Origin of the sequence: Nocardioides jiangxiensis, from assembly GCF_030580915.1 — a bacterium.
Lineage (GTDB): Bacteria > Actinomycetota > Actinomycetes > Propionibacteriales > Nocardioidaceae > Nocardioides > Nocardioides jiangxiensis.
Genome location: NZ_JAUQTA010000002.1, coordinates 225,708 through 250,711 on the forward strand (window position 1 = coordinate 225,708; position 25,004 = coordinate 250,711).

At 72.5% G+C, this 25,004-nt stretch carries 21 protein-coding genes; 20 read left to right on the forward strand and 1 reads right to left on the reverse strand.

Annotated features, from left to right (window positions below):
- Window positions 1-12: 12 nt before the first annotated feature.
- From rnc to ftsY, 9 genes are all read left to right on the forward strand, one after another.
- Window positions 13-726, forward strand: coding sequence for a ribonuclease III (gene rnc, locus Q5722_RS12430; protein WP_305029069.1), 714 nt, complete (start codon window positions 13-15; stop codon window positions 724-726).
- Window positions 726-1,619 (forward strand): bifunctional DNA-formamidopyrimidine glycosylase/DNA-(apurinic or apyrimidinic site) lyase, encoded by an 894-nt coding sequence (gene mutM, locus Q5722_RS12435; protein ID WP_305028581.1) that lies wholly within the window; start codon window positions 726-728, stop codon window positions 1,617-1,619. The genes rnc and mutM overlap by 1 nt, the downstream gene beginning before the upstream one ends.
- 38 nt (window positions 1,620-1,657) lie before the next feature.
- Complete coding sequence (locus Q5722_RS12440) at window positions 1,658-2,587, forward strand: hypothetical protein (RefSeq protein WP_305028582.1); 930 nt, start codon at window positions 1,658-1,660, stop codon at window positions 2,585-2,587.
- A 122-nt stretch (window positions 2,588-2,709) separates the two neighbouring features.
- Window positions 2,710-2,910 (forward strand): hypothetical protein, encoded by a 201-nt coding sequence (locus Q5722_RS12445; RefSeq protein ID WP_305028583.1) that lies wholly within the window; start codon window positions 2,710-2,712, stop codon window positions 2,908-2,910.
- A gap of 64 nt (window positions 2,911-2,974) precedes the next feature.
- On the forward strand, window positions 2,975-4,207 hold the full coding sequence (locus tag Q5722_RS12450; RefSeq protein ID WP_305028584.1) for an MFS transporter: 1,233 nt from the start codon (window positions 2,975-2,977) through the stop codon (window positions 4,205-4,207).
- Between the two features lie 48 nt (window positions 4,208-4,255).
- A complete protein-coding gene (gene smc, locus Q5722_RS12455) occupies window positions 4,256-7,801 on the forward strand; it encodes a chromosome segregation protein SMC (protein WP_305028585.1) in 3,546 nt (1,181 codons plus the stop codon).
- On the forward strand, window positions 7,798-9,939 hold the full coding sequence (locus tag Q5722_RS12460) for an acyltransferase family protein (RefSeq protein WP_305028586.1): 2,142 nt from the start codon (window positions 7,798-7,800) through the stop codon (window positions 9,937-9,939). The genes smc and Q5722_RS12460 overlap by 4 nt, the downstream gene beginning before the upstream one ends.
- 133 nt (window positions 9,940-10,072) lie before the next feature.
- Window positions 10,073-10,276 (forward strand): hypothetical protein, encoded by a 204-nt coding sequence (locus Q5722_RS12465; RefSeq protein ID WP_305028587.1) that lies wholly within the window; start codon window positions 10,073-10,075, stop codon window positions 10,274-10,276.
- A 51-nt stretch (window positions 10,277-10,327) separates the two neighbouring features.
- Window positions 10,328-11,449, forward strand: a complete 1,122-nt coding sequence (gene ftsY, locus Q5722_RS12470) for a signal recognition particle-docking protein FtsY (protein WP_305028588.1) — start codon at window positions 10,328-10,330, stop codon at window positions 11,447-11,449.
- A gap of 15 nt (window positions 11,450-11,464) precedes the next feature.
- Here the strand turns inward: ftsY and Q5722_RS12475 are convergent, their stop codons facing one another.
- Window positions 11,465-13,501 (reverse strand): acyltransferase family protein, encoded by a 2,037-nt coding sequence (locus Q5722_RS12475; RefSeq protein WP_305028589.1) that lies wholly within the window; start codon window positions 13,499-13,501, stop codon window positions 11,465-11,467.
- 40 nt (window positions 13,502-13,541) lie between these two features.
- Here Q5722_RS12475 and Q5722_RS12480 point away from each other — a divergent pair, with 40 nt between their 5' ends.
- The 11 genes from Q5722_RS12480 to Q5722_RS12530 all read left to right on the forward strand — a co-directional run bounded on the left by Q5722_RS12480 (window position 13,542) and on the right by Q5722_RS12530 (window position 24,998).
- Window positions 13,542-14,648 (forward strand): glycosyltransferase, encoded by a 1,107-nt coding sequence (locus Q5722_RS12480; protein ID WP_305028590.1) that lies wholly within the window; start codon window positions 13,542-13,544, stop codon window positions 14,646-14,648.
- Window positions 14,645-16,372, forward strand: coding sequence for a glycosyltransferase family 2 protein (locus Q5722_RS12485; RefSeq protein WP_305028591.1), 1,728 nt, complete (start codon window positions 14,645-14,647; stop codon window positions 16,370-16,372). The genes Q5722_RS12480 and Q5722_RS12485 overlap by 4 nt, the downstream gene beginning before the upstream one ends.
- A 46-nt stretch (window positions 16,373-16,418) precedes the next feature.
- Window positions 16,419-16,757 carry a P-II family nitrogen regulator gene (locus tag Q5722_RS12490; RefSeq protein WP_107700170.1) on the forward strand — a complete coding sequence of 113 codons (339 nt, stop codon included), beginning with the start codon at window positions 16,419-16,421 and terminating at the stop codon, window positions 16,755-16,757.
- A gap of 143 nt (window positions 16,758-16,900) precedes the next feature.
- A complete protein-coding gene (locus Q5722_RS12495; RefSeq protein ID WP_305028592.1) occupies window positions 16,901-18,220 on the forward strand; it encodes an ammonium transporter in 1,320 nt (439 codons plus the stop codon).
- Between the two features lie 39 nt (window positions 18,221-18,259).
- On the forward strand, window positions 18,260-18,598 hold the full coding sequence (locus tag Q5722_RS12500; RefSeq protein WP_107700168.1) for a P-II family nitrogen regulator: 339 nt from the start codon (window positions 18,260-18,262) through the stop codon (window positions 18,596-18,598).
- Between the two features lie 13 nt (window positions 18,599-18,611).
- A complete protein-coding gene (locus Q5722_RS12505) occupies window positions 18,612-20,858 on the forward strand; it encodes a [protein-PII] uridylyltransferase (RefSeq protein ID WP_305028593.1) in 2,247 nt (748 codons plus the stop codon).
- An 85-nt stretch (window positions 20,859-20,943) separates the two neighbouring features.
- Window positions 20,944-22,497, forward strand: a complete 1,554-nt coding sequence (gene ffh, locus Q5722_RS12510) for a signal recognition particle protein (protein ID WP_305028594.1) — start codon at window positions 20,944-20,946, stop codon at window positions 22,495-22,497.
- 4 nt (window positions 22,498-22,501) lie between these two features.
- Window positions 22,502-22,867, forward strand: a complete 366-nt coding sequence (locus Q5722_RS12515) for an NYN domain-containing protein (RefSeq protein ID WP_305028595.1) — start codon at window positions 22,502-22,504, stop codon at window positions 22,865-22,867.
- 173 nt (window positions 22,868-23,040) lie between these two features.
- On the forward strand, window positions 23,041-24,111 hold the full coding sequence (locus Q5722_RS12520; RefSeq protein WP_305028596.1) for an amidohydrolase family protein: 1,071 nt from the start codon (window positions 23,041-23,043) through the stop codon (window positions 24,109-24,111).
- A 165-nt stretch (window positions 24,112-24,276) separates the two neighbouring features.
- A complete protein-coding gene (gene rpsP / locus Q5722_RS12525) occupies window positions 24,277-24,753 on the forward strand; it encodes a 30S ribosomal protein S16 (protein WP_305028597.1) in 477 nt (158 codons plus the stop codon).
- A 2-nt stretch (window positions 24,754-24,755) separates the two neighbouring features.
- Window positions 24,756-24,998: an RNA-binding protein gene (locus tag Q5722_RS12530; RefSeq protein WP_131584722.1), complete on the forward strand. Its 243-nt coding sequence runs from the start codon at window positions 24,756-24,758 to the stop codon at window positions 24,996-24,998.
- The last annotated feature ends 6 nt before the right edge of the window (window positions 24,999-25,004 follow it).

A 25,004-nucleotide genomic window follows, 5' to 3' on the forward strand; every position in this document is an offset into this window, starting at 1 on the left:
AGGTTCACGGCCCTGACCACGTACGACGCGCTCCGGGCAGCTCTCGGCGATCCGGTCCTGGACGCCGAGCTGCTCGAGCGCGCGCTCACGCACCGTTCGTTCGCCTACGAGAACGGCGGACTGCCGACCAACGAGCGCCTGGAGTTCCTGGGCGACTCGGTGCTCGGCATCGTGGTCACGGAGTCGCTCTACCGCACCCACCCGGACCTCTCCGAGGGCCGGCTGGCGAAGCTGCGGGCCGCGGTCGTCAACGCCCGCGCGCTCGCAGGGGTGGCCCGCACCATCGGCCTCGGCGAGCACATCAAGCTCGGCAAGGGCGAGGAGTCGACCGGCGGTCGTGACAAGGCGTCGATCCTGTCCGACACGGTCGAGGCCGTCATCGGTGCGGTCTACCTGTCCGGTGGATTCGAGGTCGCCGGCACCCTGATCCACCTCCTCTTCGACCCGCTCATGGAGTCCGCTGCGCAGCTCGGCGCCGGCCTCGACTGGAAGACGTCGCTGCAGGAGCTGTCCGCCGAGCGCTCGCTCGGCGTGCCCGAGTACGTCATCGAGGGCTCCGGCCCCGACCACATGCGCCACTTCGTCGCGCAGGTCCGGGTCGGTGACCAGCTCTACGGCCACGGCGAGGGCCGCTCGAAGAAGGAAGCCGAGCAGCAGGCCGCCGAGACGGCGTACACCGAGATCTCCGCGATCCCGGTCGAGTCCGCCGACACCGCCGCGGGCTGATGCCCGAGCTGCCCGAGGTCGAGGTCGTACGCCGCGGCCTCGAGGCCCACGCGCTCGACCGCGTGATCACCGGCGTGGAGGTCCTCCACGACCGCCCGGTACGCCGCTCGCCCGGCGGCGCGGCCGCCTTCGCCGACGCGCTCCTCGGTCGCTCCTTCACCGCTGCCCGTCGGCGCGGCAAGTACCTCTGGCTGCCGCTCTCCGCAGGGTCTTCCACCCCCACCTCTCCGCCGGCCAACGACCAGGCGGACGACGCCGTGATCGGCCACCTCGGCATGAGCGGCCAGATGCTCGTGCAGCCGGTGGGTGCACCGGACGAGAGGCACCTGCGGGTCCGCTTCCGCCTCGACGACGGGCAGGAGCTGCGCTTCGTCGACCAGCGCATGTTCGGCGGCCTCGCGGTGTCGCCCGGGGGAGCGGGCCTGCCTCCGGAGATCGCCCACATCGCCCTCGATCCGCTCGACGCCGACTTCGACCCCGCTGCCGTGGTGGCCCGGATCAGGAAGCGGACGTCCGGAGTGAAGCGGCTGCTCCTGGACCAGACCCTCGTCAGCGGTGTGGGCAACATCTATGCGGACGAAGCCCTGTGGCGCTCACGCCTGCACGGCGAGCGACCGGGTGACATGCTCACGCGGGCGGAGGGCATGGAGCTGCTCGGACACGTGCGTGACGTCATGACCGAGGCGCTGGCCCAGGGCGGCACCTCGTTCGACGCGCTCTACGTCAACGTCAACGGCCAGTCGGGCTACTTCGAGCGCTCGCTCAACGCGTACGGCCGCGAGGACGAGCCCTGCCGCCGGTGCGGTACGGCGATGCGGCGCACGGCGTTCATGAACCGCTCGTCGTACTTCTGCCCGGCGTGCCAGCGGCCGCCGCGGCTTCGTCGCGGGTAACCCGGCGGCGCCACCACCCTCCCGTCTAGGATCCGTACGTGCGACGACGCTTCCGGATGAGCCCCTCGGGCGGTGGCCCCCACGACCCCTGGTTCCGTATCGGCACGCTCGAGGTCGGCACCTCGGTCGGCATCGCCCTGCTGGGCGCGATCGGCCTCTTCGTCAGCGCGGTGGTGGGCTTCGGCAGCCCGGCGATCACGGGGATGGTCCTCAACCCGTACGAGGTGGCGCACGGTCAGGTCTGGCGCCTCGTCACGTGGCCCTTCGCCTTCATCGACGGCACCCGCTTCTTCTTCGACGCGCTGACCATCGCCATGCTCTGGTACTTCGGACGAGACCTCGAGGAGAACCTCCTCGGGCGCCGCAAGATGCTCCAGCTGGTCGGGCTGACGGTGCTCGCCTTCGACCTCGTCGCGATGGCGATCTACTTCGCCTTCGACGGAGCGGTCGTCATCGACTACTCGCTCAACACGGTCGAGCTCGTGGTGCTGCTGGCCTGGATCGCCGAGTGGCCGCACCGCCGGTTCCTCTTCAACATCCCGGCGTGGGTGATCGGCCTGGTGCTCGTCGGCATCGACCTGATCGTGGCGCTCGGCTACCGCGACTGGTACCACCTGCTGTACCTGGTGCTCGGTCTGGTCCTCTCCGCCATCGCGGCCCGCTCGATCGGCATGCTCAGCGAGCACCACATCGTCCCGCACGTGCACCTGCCGCGTCGTCGTCCGCGCCGCGGGGCGGCCCGCCACGAGCACGGGCCGCGCGCCCGCCGTACGCACCGGCACCCCTCGGAGGGGCCCACCGTCGTGGCTGGCCCGTGGCAGGGCAGCAGCGTGCCCACCGAGTCGCCCGACGAGGCCCGGATGAACGTCCTGCTCGAGAAGATCCACGCCAGCGGCCAGGCCTCGCTGACCTCCGCCGAGCAGAAGGAGCTGCTCGCGCTCCGGGACCGTCTCCGCCGCCGCGGCTGACTCCCCGGGGCGGCGCCCCAGTCGGGACGACGTCGGATTGACGCGCTGTGCGGCGCGGTGCGACCCTTGAAGACGGCCCCGACGCATGGTCGTGGCCTTCCGCTCCAGACCGGAGGATCTTCATGGCCAAGGCGCTTCTCGGCTACATGAGCAGCGACCTGCGTGACCCCTCGCGTGCCGACCGCCTCGCGGCGGAGGTACGTCGCCTGCGTGACCGTGTCGGCGACCTCGAGGCCCTCGTGCTCCGTCTCCAGGAGGACAACGACCGCCTCACCGCGGACCGTGCCACCTGGGCCCAGCTCGAGGAGATGCAGCCCGCCTGACGGCTGTCCCGGTCGGGCGCCCCTGTCATCCGTGACCCGGGTTCCCGACTAGTCTCACGTGCTCGTGAGCACCCTCGTCGACCGCCTCGTCCCGGCCCGCCTGGGCCCGGACGTCCGACGGCTCGTCGGTGCCACCTGGCTGGGCCAGCTCGCCGACGGCATGGCGATGGTCGCGGGCCCGCTCGCGGTCGCGTCGCTGACCGCCTCGCCGTTCCTCGTCGCGGTGGCCGTCGCCCTGCACCGGCTGCCGGTCCTCCTCGCCGGCCCGTACGCCGCGTTCCTCGCCGACCTCGTCAACCGGCGACTGCTCGTGGTGGGCGCGGACCTGGTCCGCGCCGCGGTGCTGGCCCTCGTCGCCCTCCTCCTCGCGCTCGGGGCCGCCTCGCTCTCCGTCCTGCTCGTGGTGATGGTCGTGCTCGGTGGTGCGGAGACGCTCGCGGATGCTGCCCGTGGGCCTGTGCTCCCGATGCTGGTGGACCAGGCGCACGAGCAGGACACCGTCGGAGCGCGCCTGGACGGCGGCTTCGTCGCCGGCACGCAGCTGGTGGGCCCGGCTCTCGGTGCCGCGCTCTTCGCCGTGGGACGACCGGCCCCGTTCCTCGTCCAGACCCTGCTGGTGGCCGCGGCCGCAGCCGCGTTCGCGCGGATCAGGCTCGCGGGTCCCTCCCGGGGCCCGGCTCCGGTGGGGGAGCGTCGTCCGGTCCGCACCGGCCTGCGACGGATCGCCGTGGACCCGGCGCTCTCCGGGCTCGTCCTCTCCGGACTCGCCGCGCAGGCGGCGTGGGCGGGCGGATGGGCCCTGCTGGTCGTGTACGCGAAGGTCCAGCTCGGGCTCGGGCCGACCGGTTTCGGGCTGCTCGTCGCGACGGCAGCGGTGGGTGGCATGGTCGGGGTCGCGGTCCGGCCGCTGGTCGGGTGGCTCACGCACCGGGTGAGGGCGGTCACCCCGGGGCGGATCGTGCTGGCTGGCCTCGGGCTCGAGGCGTCCGGTCAGCTCACCCTCGCCCGGCTCCACGACCGCTGGGGAGCGGCTGCCACCGTCGCCGCCCTCGCTGCGGTCGGCTTCGTCGCCGGTGACGTCGCGCGCGAGCTGCGCCGTGCCCGGACCGCGGGCGAGGGCGCTGCCGACGCCGTCGCCGCGGCCACGGCGACGCTCGGGCTCGCCGCAGCGGTCGCGGGTTGCCTCGCCGGCGGCCTGCTCGCCGCTCTCGGTGGCATCGCCGCGGCGTACGTCGGGGGAGCGGCGGTGCTGGGGCTCGCCCTGATCCTCCTCTTCCGCCGCGTTGTCGCGTTGTAACCTGACCCGACCTGCCACCCCGGCTGCCCCCGAGTAAGCGGAGAGTCCGTGTACCTCAAGAGTCTGACCCTGAAGGGCTTCAAGTCCTTCGCGTCATCGACGACCCTGCAGCTCGAGCCGGGCATCACCTGCATCGTCGGACCCAACGGCTCGGGCAAGTCCAACGTCGTCGACGCGCTCGCCTGGGTCATGGGTGAGGCATCCGCGAAGAGCCTGCGTGGCGGCAAGATGGACGACGTCATCTTCGCCGGCACGTCCGGGCGCCCGCCCCTGGGCCGGGCCGAGGTCGCCCTCACCATCGACAACTCCGACGGCGCGCTGCCGATCGAGTACGCCGAGGTGACGATCACCCGCACGATGTTCCGCAACGGCGGTTCGGAGTACGCGATCAACGGCCAGACCTGCCGCCTGCTCGACGTGCAGGAGCTGCTGAGCGACTCCGGCATCGGCCGGGAGATGCACGTCATCGTCGGCCAGGGCCAGCTGGACCAGATCCTGCACGCGACGCCGGAGGACCGCCGCGGCTTCATCGAGGAGGCCGCGGGCGTCCTCAAGCACCGCAAGCGCAAGGAGAAGGCACTCCGCAAGCTCGACGCGACCGAGGGCAACCTGACCCGCCTCAACGACCTGCTCGTCGAGATCCGCCGTCAGCTCAAGCCGCTCGGCCGCCAGGCCGAGGTGGCCCGCAAGGCCGCGACCGTCCAGGCCGACGTCCGCGACGCCCGCGCGCGCCTGCTCGCCGACGACCTCGTGACGGCCCGCACCGCGCTGGAGCAGGAGATGGCCGACGAGTCCCTGCTGGTGCAGCGGCGCGCCGAGATCGAGGCCGCGATCGCGGAGGCGCGCGAGGCCGAGGCGGCGCTGGAAGCGGCGCTTCGCGACGACCTTCCCGCGCTCAGTCGCGCCCAGGAGACGCTGTTCGCCCTCTCCGGGCTGCGCGAGCGGATCCGTGGCACGGCCTCGCTCGCCGCCGAGCGGGTCCGCAACGCCGCCGGCCAGGCCGACGTCGTGACCAGCGGTGGCCGCGACCCCGAGCAGCTCGAGGCCGATGCCGAGCGCGCGAAGCAGCAGGAGCAGGCGATCGCCGCCGAGGTCGACACCCTCCGGGTCGGCCTCGACGACGCGATCGCGGCCCGGAAGAAGGCCGAGGACGCCGCCTCCGAGGAGGAGCGCCGGATCGCCGCGCTCCAGCGGGCCGCCGCCGATCGCCGCGAGGGCCTGGCGCGCCTCGTCGGCCAGGTCAATGCGCTCAGGTCCCGCGCGGCTGCCGCCGCCGACGAGGTGGGCCGCCTGACCCTCGCCCGTGAGGACGCGCTCGCGCGTGCCGAGCGCGCCCAGCGCGACTTCACCGCCCTCGAGACCAAGGTCGCCGGCCTGGACGCAGGCGAGGAGGGACTCGACGCCGAGCACGAGGAGGCGGTCGAGGCGCTCGACGCCCTCGAGCAGCAGCTCCTCGACCTGCGCGAGCAGGCCGCGGCGGCCGACCGCGACCGCGGAGCGCTGACGGCGCGTCGCGAGGCGCTCGAGCTCGGCCTCAACCGCAAGGACGGCGCCGGTGCGCTGCTGGCCGCCACCGACCAGGTCTCCGGCCTGCTCGGCTCGGTCGCCGCCCTGCTGACCGTCAGGAACGGCTTCGAGGCGGCGGTCGCCGCTGCGCTCGGCTCGGCTGCCGACGCGCTCGCCGTCACCGACCCCGACGCCGCGGCGCGGGCGCTCGGGCACCTCCGCGACGAGGACCTCGGCCGGGCCGGCTTCCTGGTCGGCGGGGCCCCGTCCGCACCCGCGCCGGGCACGCTCCCCGGCAGCGCCGAGGCCTGGGCGTACGACGTGGTCGACTGCCCGACGGAGCTCAAGCCGTCGCTGGCCCGTCTGCTCGCGGGTGTCGCGATCGTCGCCGACCTCGAGTCGGCGAAGCAGGTCGTCAAGGCCGATGCCTCCGTCACCGCGGTGACCCGCGACGGCGACGTGCTCGGTGCGCACTTCGCTGCTGGTGGCTCCAGCGCCGGCCAGAGCCTGATCGAGATCCAGGCGGCCGTCGACGAGGCCACCACGCAGCTCGCCGAGGCGACCGCCCGCTCCGAGCGCCTGGTCTTCGAGACCTCGAAGCTCGAGGCCCTGCGCCTCGACGCCCAGAAGCGCGTCGACGTGGCGCTGGCGCAGCTCCACGAGTCCGACGCGACGCTCGCCGCCGTGGCCGAGGAGCTCGGCCAGTACGGCTCGCAGGTGCGGGCCGCGCGCGGTGAGGCCGAGCGTGTCGCCGAGGCCATCGCCAAGGCGGAGGAGGCCCGCGACCGCGACGTCGCCGGGCTCGCCGACCTCGAGGCTCGTCTCGCGGGTGCCGAGGAGGCGCCCGACGAGGAGCCTGACACCGCCGAGCGCGAGCGGCTGATCGAGGCCGCCCGGGCCGCGCGCCAGTCCGAGACCGACGCCCGCCTGGCGCTGCGCACCGCGGAGGAGCGCTCGCGCGCCATCCACGGTCGCCCCGACGCCCTGATGCGCCAGGCCCGTCAGGAGCGCGAGCAGCGGGCCCGCGCCGCCGAGCGCCGCGAGCGGCTGCTCCGGGAGGGGCGGGCGGCCGAGGCGGTCCAGGTCGGGGTGCGTGCCGTGCTCGACAGCCTTGAGCAGTCGATCGAGCGGGCCTCCGTCGTACGCACGGAGGTGGAGCAGTCCCGCACCACGCGCGAGCACGAGCTGCTCGCGGTGCGGGGGCGCCTGCGCGACCTCGGGCGTGAGCACGACGAGCTGGTCAACTCGGTGCACCGCGACGAGATGGCACGAGCCCAGCAGCGCATGCGGATCGAGCAGCTCGAGGAGCGCGCGATCGACGAGCTCGGCGTGGCCGTCGAGGCGCTCATCGACGAGTACGGTCCGCACACGCTGGTCCCGTTCACCGGCGAGGTCGAGGACGGGCAGGAGCCGCCCGAGCCGGTGCCGTTCGTCCGCGAGGAGCAGCAGAAGCGGCTCAAGGCCGCCGAGCGCGCGCTTGCCCTGCTCGGCCGCGTGAACCCGCTCGCGCTCGAGGAGTTCACCGCGATGGAGGAGCGCCACAAGTTCCTCACCGAGCAGCTCGAGGACCTCAAGAAGACCCGCAAGGACCTCCTCGACATCGTGAAGGAGGTCGACGCCCGCGTCGAGCAGGTCTTCGCCGAGGCCTGGGAGGACGTCCGTGTCGCCTTCGACCACGTCTTCGCCCGGCTCTTCCCCGGAGGCGAGGGCCGCCTGATCCTGACCGACCCCGACAACATGCTCACCACCGGCATCGAGGTCGAGGCGCGTCCGCCCGGCAAGAAGGTCAAGCGCCTCTCGTTGCTCTCGGGTGGTGAGCGCTCGCTGGTCGCGGTCGCGTTCCTGGTCGCGCTGTTCAAGGCCCGCCCGTCGCCGTTCTACATCCTCGACGAGGTCGAGGCGGCGCTCGACGACACCAACCTGGGTCGGCTCCTGGAGATCTACGAGGAGCTGCGTGAGAACTCCCAGCTGCTCGTCATCACGCACCAGAAGCGCACGATGGAGGTCGGCGACGCCCTCTACGGCGTGACGATGCGCGGCGACGGCGTCTCCGCGGTGATCAGCCAGCGGCTCCGGGGCGACGATTGAGCGAGCGACCGGCGAGCTTGCTCGACGGAGCGCGAGCGACCGCGGGGCACCCCACCGGGGGCGGGTCACTGCGCGCCGACGTTGGCGGCACCACTCGCGGGTTCCGGCCCGAGATCCAGGCGCTGCGTGCGCTGGCGGTCGGGTCGGTCCTGCTCTACCACCTCTGGCCGGGCACGGTGCGGGGAGGCTTCGTCGGTGTCGACGTCTTCTTCGTCATCTCCGGCTACCTGATCACCGGCCATCTGCTGCGCGACGCCGCGGTGAGCGGCACCGTGCGGCTCAGTCACTTCTGGGTACGCCGCGCCCGGCGGCTGCTGCCCGCGTCGCTTCTCGTGCTCGCGGTCGTCGCAGTCGCCACGCTCCTGGTCGTGCCGCTCTCGCAGCGCGCGGCGTTCCTGCACGAGGTGCTCGCCTCCACGTTCTACGTCGAGAACTGGTCGCTCGCAGCCGCCTCCGTGGACTACCTCGCAGCCGACGACGTCGCGACCCCGGTGCAGCACTACTGGAGCCTCGGCGTGGAGGAGCAGTTCTACCTCGTCGTACCGCTGCTGGTGCTGGTGCTCGCGCGGTTCTGGCGGGCGCGCCGCCCGGTCGTGCTGTCCGCGCTGGGTCTCCTCGCCGTGGTCAGCCTGGTCTGGTGCGTGCGCCAGACCGGGGAGCTGCCCGGAGTCGCCTACTTCTCCACGCTCACGCGTGCCTGGGAGCTCCTCGCCGGCGGCCTGCTCGCGGCGGCGGCAGCGGCGGCTCCCCGACCCGTCCGCCACGGTCTCGGCTGGGCCGGCCTCGCCGCCATCCTGGTCGCGGTGGTGAGCTACTCCGGGAGCACCGTCTTCCCGGGCATCGCCGCGCTGCTGCCCGTGCTCGGTGCCGTGGCGGTCCTCGCCGCCGCAGACGCCGGCCCCGTGGCCCTGGTCGCACGGCTGCGACCGGTGACCTGGGTCGGCGACGTCTCCTACGCGGTGTACCTCTGGCACTGGCCGCTGGTGGTGCTGGTGCCCGCCGCGACGGGGGAGGCCCTCGGTCCCCTCGACCGGTGTGGCGTCCTCGTGGCCACCCTCGGGCTCGCGTGGCTGTCCACGCGCTTCGTCGAGGAGCCGCTGCGTCGCCTGCCGCGCACTCTCGACGGACGCCGACCGGTGCTGGCGGTGGTCGGCGCGACCGTGCTGGCGACCGGCCTGGTCGGCTCGCTCGCGGCGGCGGGCGCGGCCCAGTCGCGCCACCGCATCGACCAGCTGCAGGCGAGCGCGGAGCAGATCGTCGCGGCCGGCGACTACACGTGCCTCGGCGCCGAGGCGGTGGGCCGCTCCGACTGCCCCGACCGCGGCGACCTCCTGGTGCCGGCGCCGGCTGCCGCTGCCGAGGACGACGGCAACTCCGCGTCGTGCTGGGCCGGGACCGACGAGTCGGTGCCGCGGATCTGCCACCAGGCGGCGCCGCTCACCCCGAGGGCGAACGTCCTGGTGGTGGGCGACTCCCACAGCAACGCCCTGATCCCGGCCTGGCGCGAGATCGCGCGCACGCGGGGGTGGAACCTCGACATCACCGGCCGCGCCGGGTGTTCGTGGACCTCGGGGGTGCAGGACCACCCGGCGAAGGCGTTCCGCACGGCGTGCGCAGCCTGGAAGCAGGCGATCGCCGCCCACCTGGCCAGCCACCCGGCGTACGACCTGATCCTGACGACGAGCCGGCAGTCGGGGCGCCTGATCCGTCCCACCCACGGCGAGACGAAGCAGGAGGCGACGGTCGCCGCGCTCCACGACGTCTGGGCGCGCGAGATCGCGCGGGGGAGCGTGGTCATCGCCCTGCGCGACCTGCCGCTCGCGCGGGAGGACGTCGTGGCCTGTGTCGAACGTGCGGGCGTCCGCGCCGCGACCGACTGCCGGGCCGCGCCCTCGCTCGCGTTCTCCGGGTACGACGCGCTCACACCGGCCGTGGCAGCGACGCCGGGTAGTGCGCTGGTCGACCTGCGTGACCTGCTCTGCACCGCGAGCGGCTGCACGCCGGTGCTCGGCAACGTCGTCGTGTACCACGACCAGCAGCACGTGACCGCGACGTTCGCCCGCACGCTCGCGGGTGTCCTGGGCCGGCGGATCGACGCGGCGTACGCCCGCCTGCAGCGTGATTCGCGCCACGGCTGACCTCCCGCTGCCCTCCTCCTGAGCGTGGACGCCATGCCCCCGGCCATCGGCGGCCTCGCGCGGGACGTCGCGGCGACGCGTCCCCGTGGCACCATGGCGGCCCACCGGACAACGGAGAACTCGGGAGACTCACATGGCTGTCCTGCTCATCGTCGCCGCCCTGCTGGTCTGTGCCGTACCTGCAGCCGCCGTCCTGCTCTACGTCGCTCACCAGCAGCACGGGCACACGTTCCCCCAGCCGCTGCAGCGCGTCGGCAACGTCCTCGTGCAGGGGCGCGAGCGCCTTCCCGTCCTGACCGAGGAGGACGGCGACCGCGTGGCGGCCTCGCGTCGCTGAGGCCCTGACACGCTGCCGGCGGTCCTCCGACCGTCTGGTTGGATGTCCGCCATGGACGTCACTGCCCTGCTTGCCCTCATCATCGGCATCGCGGTCCTCGGACTGCTGCTCGTCGTCGGCTTCGTCGGCACGACGATCGGACGCCGCAAGGCACGCGGCGGCACGGACGTCATCGCCCCGTCGGGTCCCTCAGCGGAAGCGCCGTCTGCACCGAGCGCGCCCGAGGCGCCCGCCGCTCCGCAGCTCGACCGGCCCGAGGGCACCGCGAGCCGCCTGGTCCGCCTCCGCCAGCGCCTGGCCGGCTCGCAGTCGGGCCTCGGCCGCGGCCTGCTCGCGCTGCTCTCGCGCGACCGGCTCGACGAGGACACGTGGGAGGACCTCGAGGACACGCTGCTCACCGCCGACCTCGGCGTGGCTCCGACGCAGCAGCTGGTCGAGCGCCTGCGCACCCGCCTGCGCGTCGAGGGCGGGGACGCTGCCCCGGTCCGCGACGTCCTCCGTGAGGAGCTGGTGAACCTGGTCGACCCCTCGATGGACCGCCGTCTGGGCATCACCGGTGCCGACGGCAAGCCCGGTGTCGTCCTGGTCGTGGGTGTCAACGGTGCCGGCAAGACCACCACGGTCGGCAAGATCTCGCGGATCCTCGTGGCGCAGGAGAAGTCGGTCGTCCTCGGTGCGGCCGACACCTTCCGCGCTGCGGCGGTCGACCAGCTGGCGACCTGGGGCGAGCGGGTCGGCGTCCCGGTCATCCGCGGTGCGGAGAACGGCGACCCGGCGTCGGTCGCCTTCGAGGCGGCGAAGGCGGCCGTCGACGGCGGCTACGACGTCGTCCTGGTCGACACCGCCGGTCGCCTGCAGAACAAGGCAGGCCTGATGGACGAGCTCGGCAAGGTCAAGCGGGTCATCGAGAAGCAGGCCCCAGTCACCGAGGTGCTGCTCGTCCTCGACGCCACCACGGGCCAGAACGGCATGATCCAGGCGCGGGTCTTCTCCGAGGTCGTCGACGTCACCGGCATCGTGCTCACCAAGCTCGACGGCTCGGCCAAGGGCGGCATCGTGGTCGCTGTGCAGAAGGAGCTGGGCGTGCCGGTCAAGCTCGTCGGCCTGGGCGAGGGCCCGGACGACCTGGCCCCGTTCGAGCCCGAGGCCTTCGTCGACGCCCTGCTCGGCTGACCCAGCTCGCTGCCGCTACGACCTGGCGGCAGCCGCCACCTTCCTGATCTCGGTGATCAGGAAGGGCGCGAGCGTGCGCACGAACGTCGCGGTCATGTGGTGGTGGTCGCGGTACGCGAGCACGTGTCCGATCACGACCGGGCAGGTGTCGCCGATGCAGAACGCCCGGCTCAGGTCCACCAGTCCCGCGCCCTGACCGGCCAGCTCGACCGCCCGGGGGAGCGGGTCGTAGTGGGCCCACGCCTGGGTGCGGGTCATCGTGCAGGAGTCGAGGTCCTGCAGGGTGGAGGAGTTGTCCACGCATGTCGCGACCGAGTCGGGGAGCTCGGGGTTGTCGGCGATCGCCACGACGGTCGACCCCTTCGCGATCGCCTTCCTGAACGCGGAGGCCATCGCGGCCGACTCGGCCTCGCTCGCCGACGACGGGCCGGTGTCGTCGCGCTTCTGCGTGACCAGGATCAGGTCGTAGGTGCCGTCCTCGAGCTTCTTCATCGAGGGCTGGTCGTCACGGCACCGTTCGCCGTCGGACGTCCCGGTCATCCAGCGACAGTTGCGGGCGACATAGGTGTCGAGTGACCAGTCGAGACGGTCCAGCTCGGGCTTGAGCCCGGGGAGGAGGGTCGCGGCGTGCGAGTTGCCCACCAGCGCGACGCGGAGTGCGCTGCGGCGGGTCGGGCCGAAGTGGCACGAGGTCACCGGGGTCTCGATCGTCGTCGCGTCGGTGTAGCACGAGTAGGCGCCGCCGGTGTCGGTCAGGCGTGCCGCCGGGTTGGGGACCAGGATCCCGTCGAGTCGCGGGTTCGTGCAGGGCTGCTGGGCCCCCAGCGTCGCCTGGGCTCCGAGGCAGCGCGGGTGGTGCTTGAGCACCTGCTTGGTGTGGTGCGCGCTCGCGGCGACGGCCTGGTCGACCGAGTGCAGGCCGCTGATGCCGAGCACGACGACCAGCGCGCACGCGGTGGCCGCCGACAGGTAGGTGAGGGGGATGCTGGAGGTCAGGCGGCGGTGGAAGCGGATCGGGTTCTCGATCCACCGGTACGTCGCCCACGCGAGGAGGCAGGTCGCGGCGAGGACCACGAAGCCCGCGAAGTGAGGCGAGATCGCGGCGCCGACGATGATCAGCGGCCAGTGCCACAGGTAGATGCCGTAGGAGAGGGTGCCGACCTCCTGGATCGGCCGGAAGCCCGTGATGGCGCGGTACGGCGTGCCGGTGGCGCCCTCGCCACCGGCGATCACCAGGACGGTGCCGAGGACCGGGAGGAGGGCCGTCCAGCCGGGGAACGGCGTCTGCTGCGTGTAGAGCGCGACGGTGGCGCCGATGGCGGCCCAGCCGGCCCAGCGCAGGAAGCTGGCCTGCGCCGAGCGCTGCGCGGGCGCGGTCGCCATGCCGACCGCGAGCAGGCCGCCCGCGGCGAACTCCCACGCGCGGGCGTAGGTCACGAAGTACGCCGGGCCCGGGTCGAGCCGGGTCACGACCACCGACGCCGCGAGGCTGGCCACGAACACCGCCGCCAGCGCCCAGCCGACCGTCCTGCGGGTCGTGCGCCTCGGCAGGACCGCGAGCGCGCCGAGCAGGAGCAGCGGCCACACGAGGTAGAACTGCTCCTCGACGGCCAGCGACCAGTAGTGCTGGACCACGGACGGGACGTTCTCCGCCGCGAGGTAGTCGACCGAGTCGTGGGCCAGCAGCCAGTTCTCGGAGTAGAGCGCGCTGGCGATGATCTCCCGCAGGTGGATCTCCCACTGGCCGCGGGGGATGAAGGCGAAGACGGCCAGCGTGCTCGCGGCGAGCACGGTGAGCGCGGCGGGCATCAGACGGCGCAGCCGACGACCCCAGAAGGCCAGCAGCCGCACCGTGGAGTGCCGGTCGATCTCGCCGACGAGGTGCGAGGTGATCAGGTAGCCACTGATCACGAAGAAGACGTCGACGCCCACGTAGCCGCCGCGCCACACGTGCGGCCAGAGGTGGAAGAGGACGACGGCGCCGACGGCGGCTGCGCGGAGGGCCTGGATGTCCGTGCGGAAGGCGCCCTGGCCGCGACTCGGGGAGGTCATGGTCCCCGAAGATACTTCGCGTTCCCGTAGGGTGACCGCCGTGGGTACGGGAGTGACACAGCGCGATGCCGACCGGGTCCGCCGGATCTTCGTCTTCCCGCGGTGGGAGCAGAACCCCTATCTGACCCTGCTCTACCTGGCTGCCGAGGCGGCCGGCTGGGAGATCCTCGGTTCGGTCGGTGTGCCCGGCCTCACGAACGCCGTCGCGGAGCGGTTGCAGTCCGGCGACGTCGTCCACGTCCACTGGACCGCTCCGATCACGCGCGACGCCGCGACGCTCGAGGACGCGATGGAGCGGGTGCAGGCCTTCGACGACCTGCTCGGCCGGGCACGGGCCGCCGGCGTGCACGTGCTCTGGACCGTCCACAACGAGCTCGCGCACGACACGCCGTTCGTCGAGGCGGAGCTGGCCCTCAACGAGGTGCTCGGCCGCCGCGCGAGCCGCGTCATCCAGCTCCACGACCGCACCGCCGACTTCGTCGCGCCGGGCACCCGGCTGCCGCGCGAGAAGCTCGTCACGATCCGCCACGCGAGCTACGCCGGGGTCTACCCCGAGCTTCCGTCGCGTGAGGAGGCGCGCGAGCTGCTCGGCGTACCTGCCGGGGTGCCGACGGTCGGCCTCGTCGGCCAGCTGCGTCCGTACAAGGGCGTCGACCTGCTGCTCGAGGCCGCGGGCATCGCCGCGAAGACGCTGCCGGAGCTGACCGTGCTGCTCGCGGGCCGCACCGACCCGGACCAGGTCGCCGTCATCGATGCGCTCGTCCCCGCCAACGTGTGGGTCGTCCGGCACCACGACTTCCTGCCCGACGAGGAGATCGGCGCCTGGATCCAGGCGTCCAACGTCCTCGCGCTGCCGTACCGCCGGATCCTCAACTCCGGCAGTGCCCTGCTCGCGGCCACGCTCGCGCGACCGGTGATCCTGCCCGACGACACCCCGCTCGTCGACGTGTACGCCGGGCAGCCCTGGGTCGCGTCGTACCCGGCGGGCGAGGGGGCGGCCGAGGCACTGGCCGAGCAGCTGGTCCGCCTCGCGCCGGGTGACGCCGCCCGGGAGAAGGCCGCGCGCGACTTCGCGTGGGACTACACGCCGTACGACATGTCGCGGGAGTTCCTGCGCCTCCTCGACCAGCTGGAGGATGAGCGATGAGCCCCGCCGTGTCGATCGTGATGCCGGTCTACAACGTGGCCCCGTGGCTGCACGAGTGCCTCTCCTCGATCCTCGACGACCAGGACGTCGACCTCGAGCTGATCGCGGTCGACGACGGGTCGACCGACGGCGGCTGGGAGATCCTCACCGAGCGCGCAGCCACCGATCCGCGCCTGCGCGTGGTCCGGAACCAGGGCAAGGGCGGCGCCCAGGCGCGCAACCACGGCGTCACGCTGGCGACGGGGGAGTACCTCGCGTTCGTCGACGCCGACGACATCGTGCCGCGGGGCGCCTACCGGGCGATGCTCGACTCCGCGCGCGCCAACGGTGCCGACCACGTGATCGGCTCGTTCCTCAAGTTCTTCCCGACCCGCACGTGGCGGCCGACCCGCACGTGGCCGGCGTGGGAGCAGGAGCGCGTGGGTGTCACCCTCGCCGAGCAGCCCTCCCTGATCCGCAACCGCGCCTGCTGGAACCGCCTCTTCAACCGCGCCTGGTGGGTCTCGACGGGCATCGAGTTCCCGACCGTGCCGCGGTCCAACGACGTCGTCCCGATGACCCGCGCACTGGTCGAGGCCCGCAGCATCAACGTCGTCCGCGACACCGTCTACCTCTACCGGTTCCGTCCCGGGGCGTCGTCGATGAGTGCCCGGGCCGGCGGCGCCGCCAGCTTCATCAGCTACCTCACGCAGGAGGCCGAGTCCCTCCGCCTGACCAGGGCCGTCGGCGACGCCGGGCTCTCGGAGCTGCACGGCTCCCTCTTCCTGGCCAACGACGGCTGGGTGCACCTGCGCCAGTTCCTGGTCGGTCCCGGTCCCGACACCTGCACCGCCGACGAGCTCGGCCAGATCCAGCAGGCGATCGCGTCGCTCAGCGACGTCGCCGGCCTCGACACGGCCGAGGAGCTCTCCTGGGTCACCTCCCGTGCGATGGCGTACGCCGCCGCGGGGCGCTGGCCGCTCGCCCGCCAGCTCGCCCTCGCCGCGGACGACGCCGTCGACGTGCCCACCGCCGTCGAAGCGCTGGCCGCTGCCCGTGCCGAGGGCGTGCTCGACGATGACGAGGCCCGCCACTACTTCCAGTCGGTCGTGCTGATCCCCCTCACACGACGCACCGCACCGGCGCCCGAGGTGGCCGGGGCACTGCGCGCCCACCGGCCGCTCGTCGCGTCACTCTACGGCGGTCGCGACCTCACGCACCTGCCGCTCGCCCTCCAGCAGCTGCTCCGGTTCACCCTCGAGGACGACGCCGACCGCCTGGTGCGCGTGCTCAGCGAGGACCCCCTCCGCTTCGTGCTCCGCCGGCTCGTGGAGAAGGGCGACGGCGTCGTCGCCCGCGTCGTGCACCGCGGTCCGGCCGTGCAGCAGCTCGCGTTCCACGTCCGTCGCGGAGTGACGCGCCGCGGCCTCGGCCAGGTCGTCGAGCGGGGGGAGGAGCCGCTCGAGGTCGGCGTACCGCTCCGGCGCCTGACGGCAGGTCGCTGGGACCTCGTCGTGGAGGCGACCGTCGACGGCGTCCGGTTCACGGCCCCGGTCGCGCTCTCGCCGCTCAGCCCGGGGGAGAGCGTCGTCCTCGGGCGTCGTGCCGAGTACGTCCGCCCCGGGTCCGGGATCGACGCGGCCGTCATCGTCCTCGGGTCCGGGCGCGTGCGTCGCGCGCTCGGCAGGGTCCGCCGCGGGGTGCGCCGCCGGTTGGGCGCTGCTCGAGGTGTAACAGCCGCGTAACCGCAGAGGCAGTGCCGCGAAACGACCGGCCCGCAGCATGTCTGTCATGAAGCTCGTGACCGCAGTCATCAAGCCCCACAAGTGGGAAGACGTCCGTGAGGCGCTGGAGACCTTCGGCGTGACCGGCATGACGGTCAGCGAGGTCAGTGGCTACGGCCGCCAGAAGGGCCACACCGAGGTCTACCGCGGCGCGGAGTACGACATCGCGCTCGTTCCCAAGATCCGCATCGAGATCGTGGTGGACGACGACGACGCCGACGACATCGTCGGTCTGGTCGTGAAGACCGCGCAGACGGGCCGGATCGGTGACGGCAAGGTCTGGGTCAGCCCCATCGGCACGGTGGTGCGCGTGCGCACCGGCGACCGGGACGAGGCGGCGCTCTGACCCGCCTTCGCTGACCAGCCGTTGCGTGCGGGCCCGGTGAGCCCGCCCCATCCGTGAGAAACCCCGTGAGGATGTAACACGGGCGTAACGTGCGCCGTGAGGTGTGTGACCTGCGCGTAACGAGTCCTTGTGATCGTTCGGGCATGATCCACGCCTCGACTGTCGCGACCCCGGACACCGGCGACACCGCCTGGCTGCTCACCTCAGCGGCCCTGGTGCTGCTCATGGTCCCCGGCCTGGCCCTCTTCTACGGCGGCATGGTCCGCGTGAAGTCCGTCCTCAACATGATGATGATGGTCTTCGGCGCGCTCGCCGTCGTCATGGTCGTCTGGCTGATGCTCGGCTACTCGCTCGCCTTCGGTCACGACCTCGGCCACGGCCTGATCGGCGACCCGACGCAGTACGCCGGGTTCAGCTCCCTCATCGAGGCCCGGGACGGCGCGGCGTACGACGAGATGGTCTTCGCCGCCTTCCAGGGCCTCTTCGCGGCGATCACCGTCGGCCTGATCGCCGGCGCCATCGCCGACCGGGCCCGTTTCGGCACCTGGCTGCTCTTCTCCGCGCTGTGGACCCTGCTGGTCTACGCACCGGTGGCGCACTGGATCTTCTACCTCGGCGGCGACGGCCACTCGGCCGGATGGCTGGTCGGCAAGGTCGGGGCGCTCGACTTCGCCGGTGGTACCGCGGTGGAGATCAACTCGGGCGCGGCGGGCTTCGCCGCCGCCATCGTGCTCGGCAAGCGCATCGGCTTCGGCAAGGACCCGATGAAGCCGCACAACCTGACCCTCACGATGATCGGTGCCGGCCTGCTCTGGTTCGGCTGGTTCGGCTTCAACGCCGGCTCGGCGCTCGCGGCCAACCACACCGCGGCGATCGTCTTCGTCAACACGCTGATGGCCGGTTGCTCGGGCCTGCTGGCCTGGTCGCTCGTCGAGCGCTTCCGCGACGGCCACGCCACCTCGTTCGGCGCTGCCTCCGGTGTGGTCGCCGGCCTGGTCGCGATCACACCGTCCTGCGGTGCGGTCTCGCCGGTCGGGGCGACCCTGGTAGGCATCGTGGCCGGTGCGGTCTGCGCCGTCGCGGTCGGCTGGAAGCACCACTTCGGCTACGACGACTCGCTCGACGTCGTCGGCGTCCACCTCGTCGGTGGCCTCGTCGGCATGACCCTCATCGGCCTGCTCGCGAACGCCGACGTCGTCGGTGTCGACGGCCTCTTCTACGGCGGCGGGGTCGACCAGCTCTGGCGCCAGGTCGTCGCGGCGCTGGTCACGTTCGCCTTCTCCGGCCTGGTGACCGCCGTCCTGGTGCGGGTGCTCGACACGACGATGGGCTTCCGGGTGCACGCGGACGACGAGTCGCTCGGTGTCGACCTCGTGATCCACGCGGAGGCGGCCTACGACCTGCACCCGACCGGCGGGGCCCGTCCCCATCTGGGGCCTGGTAGTGGCACGCTTCACCTCTGAGCCCTGACGACTCATCCCGCACGCGAGAGAAGGACATCCATGAAGCTGGTCACCGCCGTCATCAAGCCCCACAAGTGGGAGGACGTCCGCGCGGCTCTGGAGACCATCGGCATCACGGGCATGACCGTGTCCGAGGTCAGTGGCTACGGCCGCCAGAAGGGCCACACCGAGGTCTACCGCGGCGCGGAGTACGACATCACTCTGGTGCCCAAGATCCGCATCGAGATCCTGGTCGACGAGGACGACGTCGAGCCGGTCATCGACACGGTCGTCAAGGCGGCCCAGACGGGCAAGATCGGTGACGGCAAGGTGTGGGTCAGCCCGATCGAGAGCGTGGTCCGGGTCCGGACGGGCGACCGCGACGAGGCCGCCATCTGACATCCTTCGCGGCATGACTGCGGAGGAGCGCCAGCGGCGTACGGCGGCTGCGGACGAGCTCTGCGCGACGGCGTACGCCGACCTGGGCGGCCTGGACACGGGCGTCGCCCTGGTCGCCGTCGGCGGCTACGGCCGCGGGGAGCTGGCGCCCCACTCCGACCTCGACGTCGTGCTCGTCTACGACGAGGGCGTCGACGTCGGCGACCTGCCCGAGAAGCTCTGGTACCCCCTGTGGGACTCGGGCGCGAAGCTCGACCACTCGGTGCGCACGCTCGCGGAGTGCATCGAGGCCGGCGAAGCCGACCTCCGTGTCGCCCTGGGCATGCTCGATGCCCGTCATCTCGCGGGCGACCCGAACCTGACGCTCCGCCTCCGCACGCACATGCTCGGCTCCTGGCGACGGGAGGCACGGCAGAAGCTCCCCGGCTTCCACGAGCTCGTGCGCAGCCGGCACGAGATCACCGGCGAGCTGGCCCATGTCTCGGTGCCGGACCTCAAGGAGGCCGAGGGGGGCCTGCGTGACGCGACCGCGCTGAAGGCACTGGTCGCCACCTGGCTCGTCGACGTGCCGCACGTCGACGTCGAGCGCTGCCGGCAGGCCCTGCTGGACACCCGTGACATCGTCCACGCGATCGCCGGCCGCGCCTCGGACCGGATCACGCCCGAGATGTGGGGCCAGATGGCGGAGCCGCTCGGGCTCGAGGACGCCCGCGCCGTGCAGGTGCACGTGCGCGACCTCGGCCGACGGCTGACGCACATCTCACGCCTCACCTGGCACCGCGTCGACCAGGTGATCGCGCGCCCGGCGTCCCTCCGGGGTGCGCGCAGGCCCGACCTCGTCGGCATCGCACCGGGCCTCGCGGTGTCCTCCGGCGAGGTCGTGCTCGCGCAGGGTGCCAAGCCCGAGGCCGACCCCTTCCTGCTCCTGCGGGCTGCAGCGGAGGCAGCCGAGCGGGCACTGCCGCTCTCGCCGGCGACCGCCGCCCGCCTGGCCCGCGCCTGTCCCGACCTCCCGGCACCCTGGCCGGCCCAGGCCCGGCACCTGCTGGTCCGCCTGCTCTCCGCTGGTCGCCCGATGCTGCCGGTGTGGGAGACCCTCGAGGAGACCCGCGCCCTCCAGCGGATCCTTCCCGAGTGGGACCTGATCCGGTCGCTGCCGCACGCGTCGGTGATCCATCGCTTCACCGTGGACCGCCACGTGGTCGAGACCTGCATCGAGGCCTCGGAGCTGATCCGCCGCGTCGCGCGCCCCGACGTCCTCATGGTGTCGGCGCTGCTCCACGACATCGGCAAGTGCGAGGTCGGCGACCACTCCGTGGAGGGCGAGCCGATCGCCAGGGCGGTGGCCGAACGCGTCGGCTTCACCCCCGACGAGGTCGACCTGGTGGGCACCCTCGTGCGCTGGCACCTGCTGCTCAGCGAGACCGCGACGACGCGTGACCCCGACGACCCGGCGACGGTGCAGCTGCTCCTCGAGCACATCCCGAACCCCGAGGCGCTCTCGCTCCTCGTCGCCCTGACCGAGGCGGACGCCCGCGCGGCGTCGCCGCAGGCCTGGACCAAGTGGCGCGCGAGCCTGGTCCGCCACCTCGCCCAGCGGACGTACGCCGCGATGCTCGCGGGGGCGGTCGACGCGCCGGCCCTGCTGGTGGCGGACCCGTCGGTCGACGTCCCCGCCGAGCTGCTCGACGACCCCTCGCGGGTCCACGTCGAGGTGGAGCACCACGCCGAGGGTGCGCGGGTCACCGTCATGTCCGGGGACCGCGTGGGACTGCTCGCCGACGCAGCCGCGATGTTCGCCGTCCAGAAGACCTCGGTCAACGCCGCCAAGGTCTGGACCCAGGACCCGATCGGCATCTCGGTCTGGGACACCGACGAGCAGCACCTGGACGCCGCGGTGCTGCGGACCCGCCTGGAGTCGATCGTCGACGGCAGGCTCGACGCGCGCTCGCGCCTCGAGCGGCCCCGCCCCGGACGCCTGGAGCCCACTGTGCGGGCGCGCCCGGAGGCCTCCGACACCGCTGCGGTGCTCGAGGTGCGCATGGACGACCGCCCCGGTGTCGTGTTCCTGGTGTGCGCGACCCTCGCCGACCTCGGGCTGTCCGTGCGCTCCGCTCACGTGTCGACACTGGGCCCGCAGGCGGTCGACGTCTTCTACGTGATCGAGCCCGACGGGTCGCTCCCGACGGAGCAGCGGGCGGACGCGGCGGCGAACGCCGTTCGTGACGCGCTCGTGCGCACCGTTACCCTTGAGGCCTGACGTTTCCGTAGCGTCGTGCGGCTCGCGCCCCCCCGGGGGGTGCCGGACGCATGACGTCCCGCTGATCCACCGAGGGACCTGACACTTGTTCGCCACGCTCTCCGACCGGCTCTCCGACACCTTCAAGAACCTCCGGGGCAAGGGTCGGCTCTCCGAGGCCGACATCGACGCCACCGCGCGCGAGATCCGCATCGCGCTGCTCGAGGCCGACGTCGCCCTGCCGGTCGTCAAGGAGTTCACCGCCGCGATCAAGGAGCGGGCGCGTGGCGAGGAGGTCTCGCAGGCGCTCAACCCGGCGCAGCAGATCGTCAAGATCGTCAACGAGGAGCTCATCGAGATCCTCGGCGGTGAGACGCGTCGCCTGCGGTTCGCCAAGACCGGTCCGACGGTCATCATGCTCGCCGGCCTCCAGGGTGCGGGCAAGACGACGCTCGCGGCCAAGCTCGCGCTGTGGCTCAAGGAGCAGGGCAAGTCGCCGCTGCTGGTCGCGTGCGACCTCCAGCGCCCGAACGCCGTCAACCAGCTCCAGGTCAACGGCGAGCGGGTCGGCGTACCCGTCTTCGCGCCGGAGCCGGGCAACGGCACGGGCAACCCCGTCGCCGTCGCGCAGGCCTCGATCGAGGAGGCCACCCGCAAGCTGTACGACGTCGTCATCGTCGACACCGCGGGCCGCCTCGGCGTCGACGCGGAGATGATGCAGCAGGCCAAGGACATCCGGGCCGCGGTCAACCCCGACGAGGTCCTCTTCGTCGTCGACGCGATGATCGGTCAGGACGCGGTCAACACCGCGCTCGCCTTCCAGGAGGGCGTCGGCTTCGACGGCGTCGTCCTCACCAAGCTCGACGGTGACGCCCGCGGTGGTGCGGCGCTCTCCATCCGCTCGATCACCGGCAAGCCGGTCATGTTCGCCTCCGCCGGCGAGAAGATGACCGACTTCGACCTGTTCCACCCCGACCGCATGGCCGGCCGGATCCTCGACATGGGCGACATGCTCACCCTGATCGAGCAGGCCGAGAAGGTCTTCGACCAGGAGCAGGCGCTCAAGGCGGCCGAGAAGCTGTCGGGCAAGGGCGACTTCACGCTCGACGACTTCCTCACCCAGATGCAGCAGATCCGCAAGCTGGGCTCGATGTCGAAGATCATGGGCATGCTCCCGGGCATGGGCCAGTTCAAGGACGCGCTGGCCAACTTCGACGAGCGCGAGATCGACCGCATCCAGGCGATCATCCAGTCGATGACGCCGGCCGAGCGCGCCAACCCGAAGATCCTCGACGGCTCGCGCCGCCTGCGCATCGCGAAGGGCTCCGGCCGCCAGGTCTCCGACGTCAACCAGCTCGTCGACCGCTTCAACGAGGCGAAGAAGATGATGCTGCAGCTCGCCAACGGCGGCGGCATCCCCGGCATGGGCCCGGTCCCGGGCATGGGCCCGGGCAAGCGTGCCAACGCCCGCAAGGCCCCGCAGAAGGGCAAGGGCAAGCGCGTCTCGGGCAACCCCGCGAAGGCAGCGCAGCAGAAGGCGGCCGAGGCGGCCAAGGCGCCCGCCGCGGCGAACCCGTTCGGCACCCCGGGCGGCTTCAACTACGAGGAGGCCGCGGCCAACCTCAACCTGCCGGCCGGTTTCGACAACCTCTTCAAGTGACCTGATGCGGGTTCTCGTCGTCGACGGCGCCAACGTCGTCGGCGCCCGGCCGGACGGCTGGTGGAAGGACCGCGCGGCGGCTGCACGACGGCTGCACGAGCAGCTGCTCGTCGCCGACATCACGTACGACGCCGTGGTGCTGGTCCTGGAGGGCCAGGCCAAGGGCGGGGTGAAGCCGGGTCGCGACCGCGATGTGCGTGTGGTGCACGCGTCGAAGGACGGCGACGCCGCGATCCTCGACGAGGTCCGGCTGCTCGTCGGCAAGGGTCACGAGGTGGTCGTGGCCACCTCCGACCGGGAGCTCGCCCTGCGCTCGGAGGCCCTGCGCGCCCGCACCATCGGTGCAGCCTGGTTGCTCGACCAGCTCTGACCGGGCGCGAGACGGGGCTCGTGCCGCGGCCGGAGCGGGCGTTGTGCCGCGCCGATACGGGCCTTGTGCCGCGCCGAGAAGGGGCTCGTGCCGCGCCGAGACGGGCCTTGTGCCGCGCCGAGACGGGGCTCGTGCCGCGGCCGGAGCGGGCGCGGGCCGCTAGGTTGGCGAGCATGAGCACGCTGCGGTTCCACGGTCCGGTCCTTCCCTCCGGCGAGGTCCAGGACCTCTACGTCGTCGACGGCCACGTGACCTATCACGCGCAGCCGGGTGCCGAGACGGCGGCGCGCGGCTGGATCGTGCCCGGCCTCGTGGACGCCCACTGCCACCTCGGGCTGGGGGAGGAGGGCGCGATCTCCGAGGAGGAGACGGTCACGACCGCGATCGAGGACCGCGACGCGGGCGCTCTGCTGCTCCGGGACTGCGGCTCGCCCATCGACACCCGCTTCGTGCAGGAGCGCGACGACCTCCCGCGGCTGGTCCGCGCCGGGCGCCACGTCGCCCGCACCCGCCGCTACCTGCCCGGCTACGGCGTCGAGGTCGAGCCCACCGACCTCGCCCTCGAGATCGCGCGCCAGGCGGAGCGCGGCGACGGCTGGGTGAAGATCGTCGGTGACTGGATCTCGCGGGCAGAGGGAGACCTGCTGCCGTCGTTCCCCGCCTCCGACCTGGCCGAGGCGATCGCGACCGCCCACCGCCACGGCGCGAAGGTCACCGCCCACTGCTTCGGGCAGGACGTGCTGCCGGGCCTGATCCGTGCCGGCATCGACTGCATCGAGCACGGCACCGGCCTCTCCCTGGAGCTGGTCGAGGAGATGGCCCGCCGCGGGACGGCACTGGTCCCGACGGTGATGCAGACCGACAAGCTGCTCGGCTTCGCCGACGCGGGCCGCGCGAAGTTCCCGGCGTACGGCGACCGGATGGCCGACCTCCACGCCCGCCGCCGCGAGGTGCTGATGAGTGCCTACGAGGCCGGTGTGCCCCTCTTCGCGGGCACTGACGGCGGCGGCGAGAAGCGCCACGGCAACCTCGCCAACGAGGTGCTCGCGATGCACGCGATGGGCATCCCTGCGGAGGACGCCCTGGCGTCCGCGTCCTGGAAGGGCCGCGCCTGGCTCGGCTTCGGTGCGCTGGAGGAGGGGAGTGAGGCCGACTTCGTGGTGTACGACGCCGACCCGCGTGCTGACCTCGGCGTGCTCCACTCACCGGCCCTTGTGGTGCTCCGCGGCAGGGTCGTCGCCTGATTTCTGTCACGCAGGAGGTCTCTGGCAGAATGACCGGCTGAGTCCTGCTCGGATCGCGACCCTCTATCCCGGTCCGGACCAGGCCCACTCGAGCAGACCACTGCGGTCCCCACCTGTCGGTGTGCTGCTCACCCACTCACAAGCTTTGAAGGAGACACCACAACCGTGGCCGTCAAGATTCGCCTCAAGCGCCTGGGCAAGATCCGGGTGCCGCAGTACCGCATCGTCGTCGTCGACGCCAAGAAGAAGCGTGACGGCGCCGTCATCGAGGAGATCGGCACGTACCGCCCGAAGGAGGAGCCGTCGTTCATCGCCGTCACCTCCGAGCGCGCGCAGTACTGGCTCGGCGTCGGCGCCCAGCCGACCGAGGCCGTCGAGGCGATCCTCAAGATCACCGGTGACTGGCAGAAGTTCAAGGGCCTCCCGGGCGCCGAGGGCACGCTGAAGGTCGCTGCCCCGAAGGCCGACAAGCTCGAGCTCTTCAACAAGGCGCTGGCCGAGGCCCACGCCGAGCCCGTCTCCGAGGCCATCAAGAAGGCCGAGAAGAAGAAGGCCAAGGCCGAGGAGCCGGCTGCCGAGGCTGAGGCTCCGGCCGAGGCCCCCGCCGAGGAGGCCGCTGAGGCCGAGGGCGCCGAGGCGTGAGCATGCTCGCCGACGCGCTCGAGCACCTCGTGCGCGGCATCGTCGACCACCCGGACGACGTGACGGTGCGCGACAAGCAGCTCCGCCGCGGCTCCGTGCTCGAGGTCCGGGTGCACCCCGACGACCTCGGCAAGGTGATCGGCCGCAGCGGTCGCACCGCCTCCGCGTTCCGCACCGTCATCTCCGCCCTCGCGGGCCGGGGTGGCGCGCGGGTCGACTTCGTGGACGTCGACCGCCGCAACTGAGCAGCA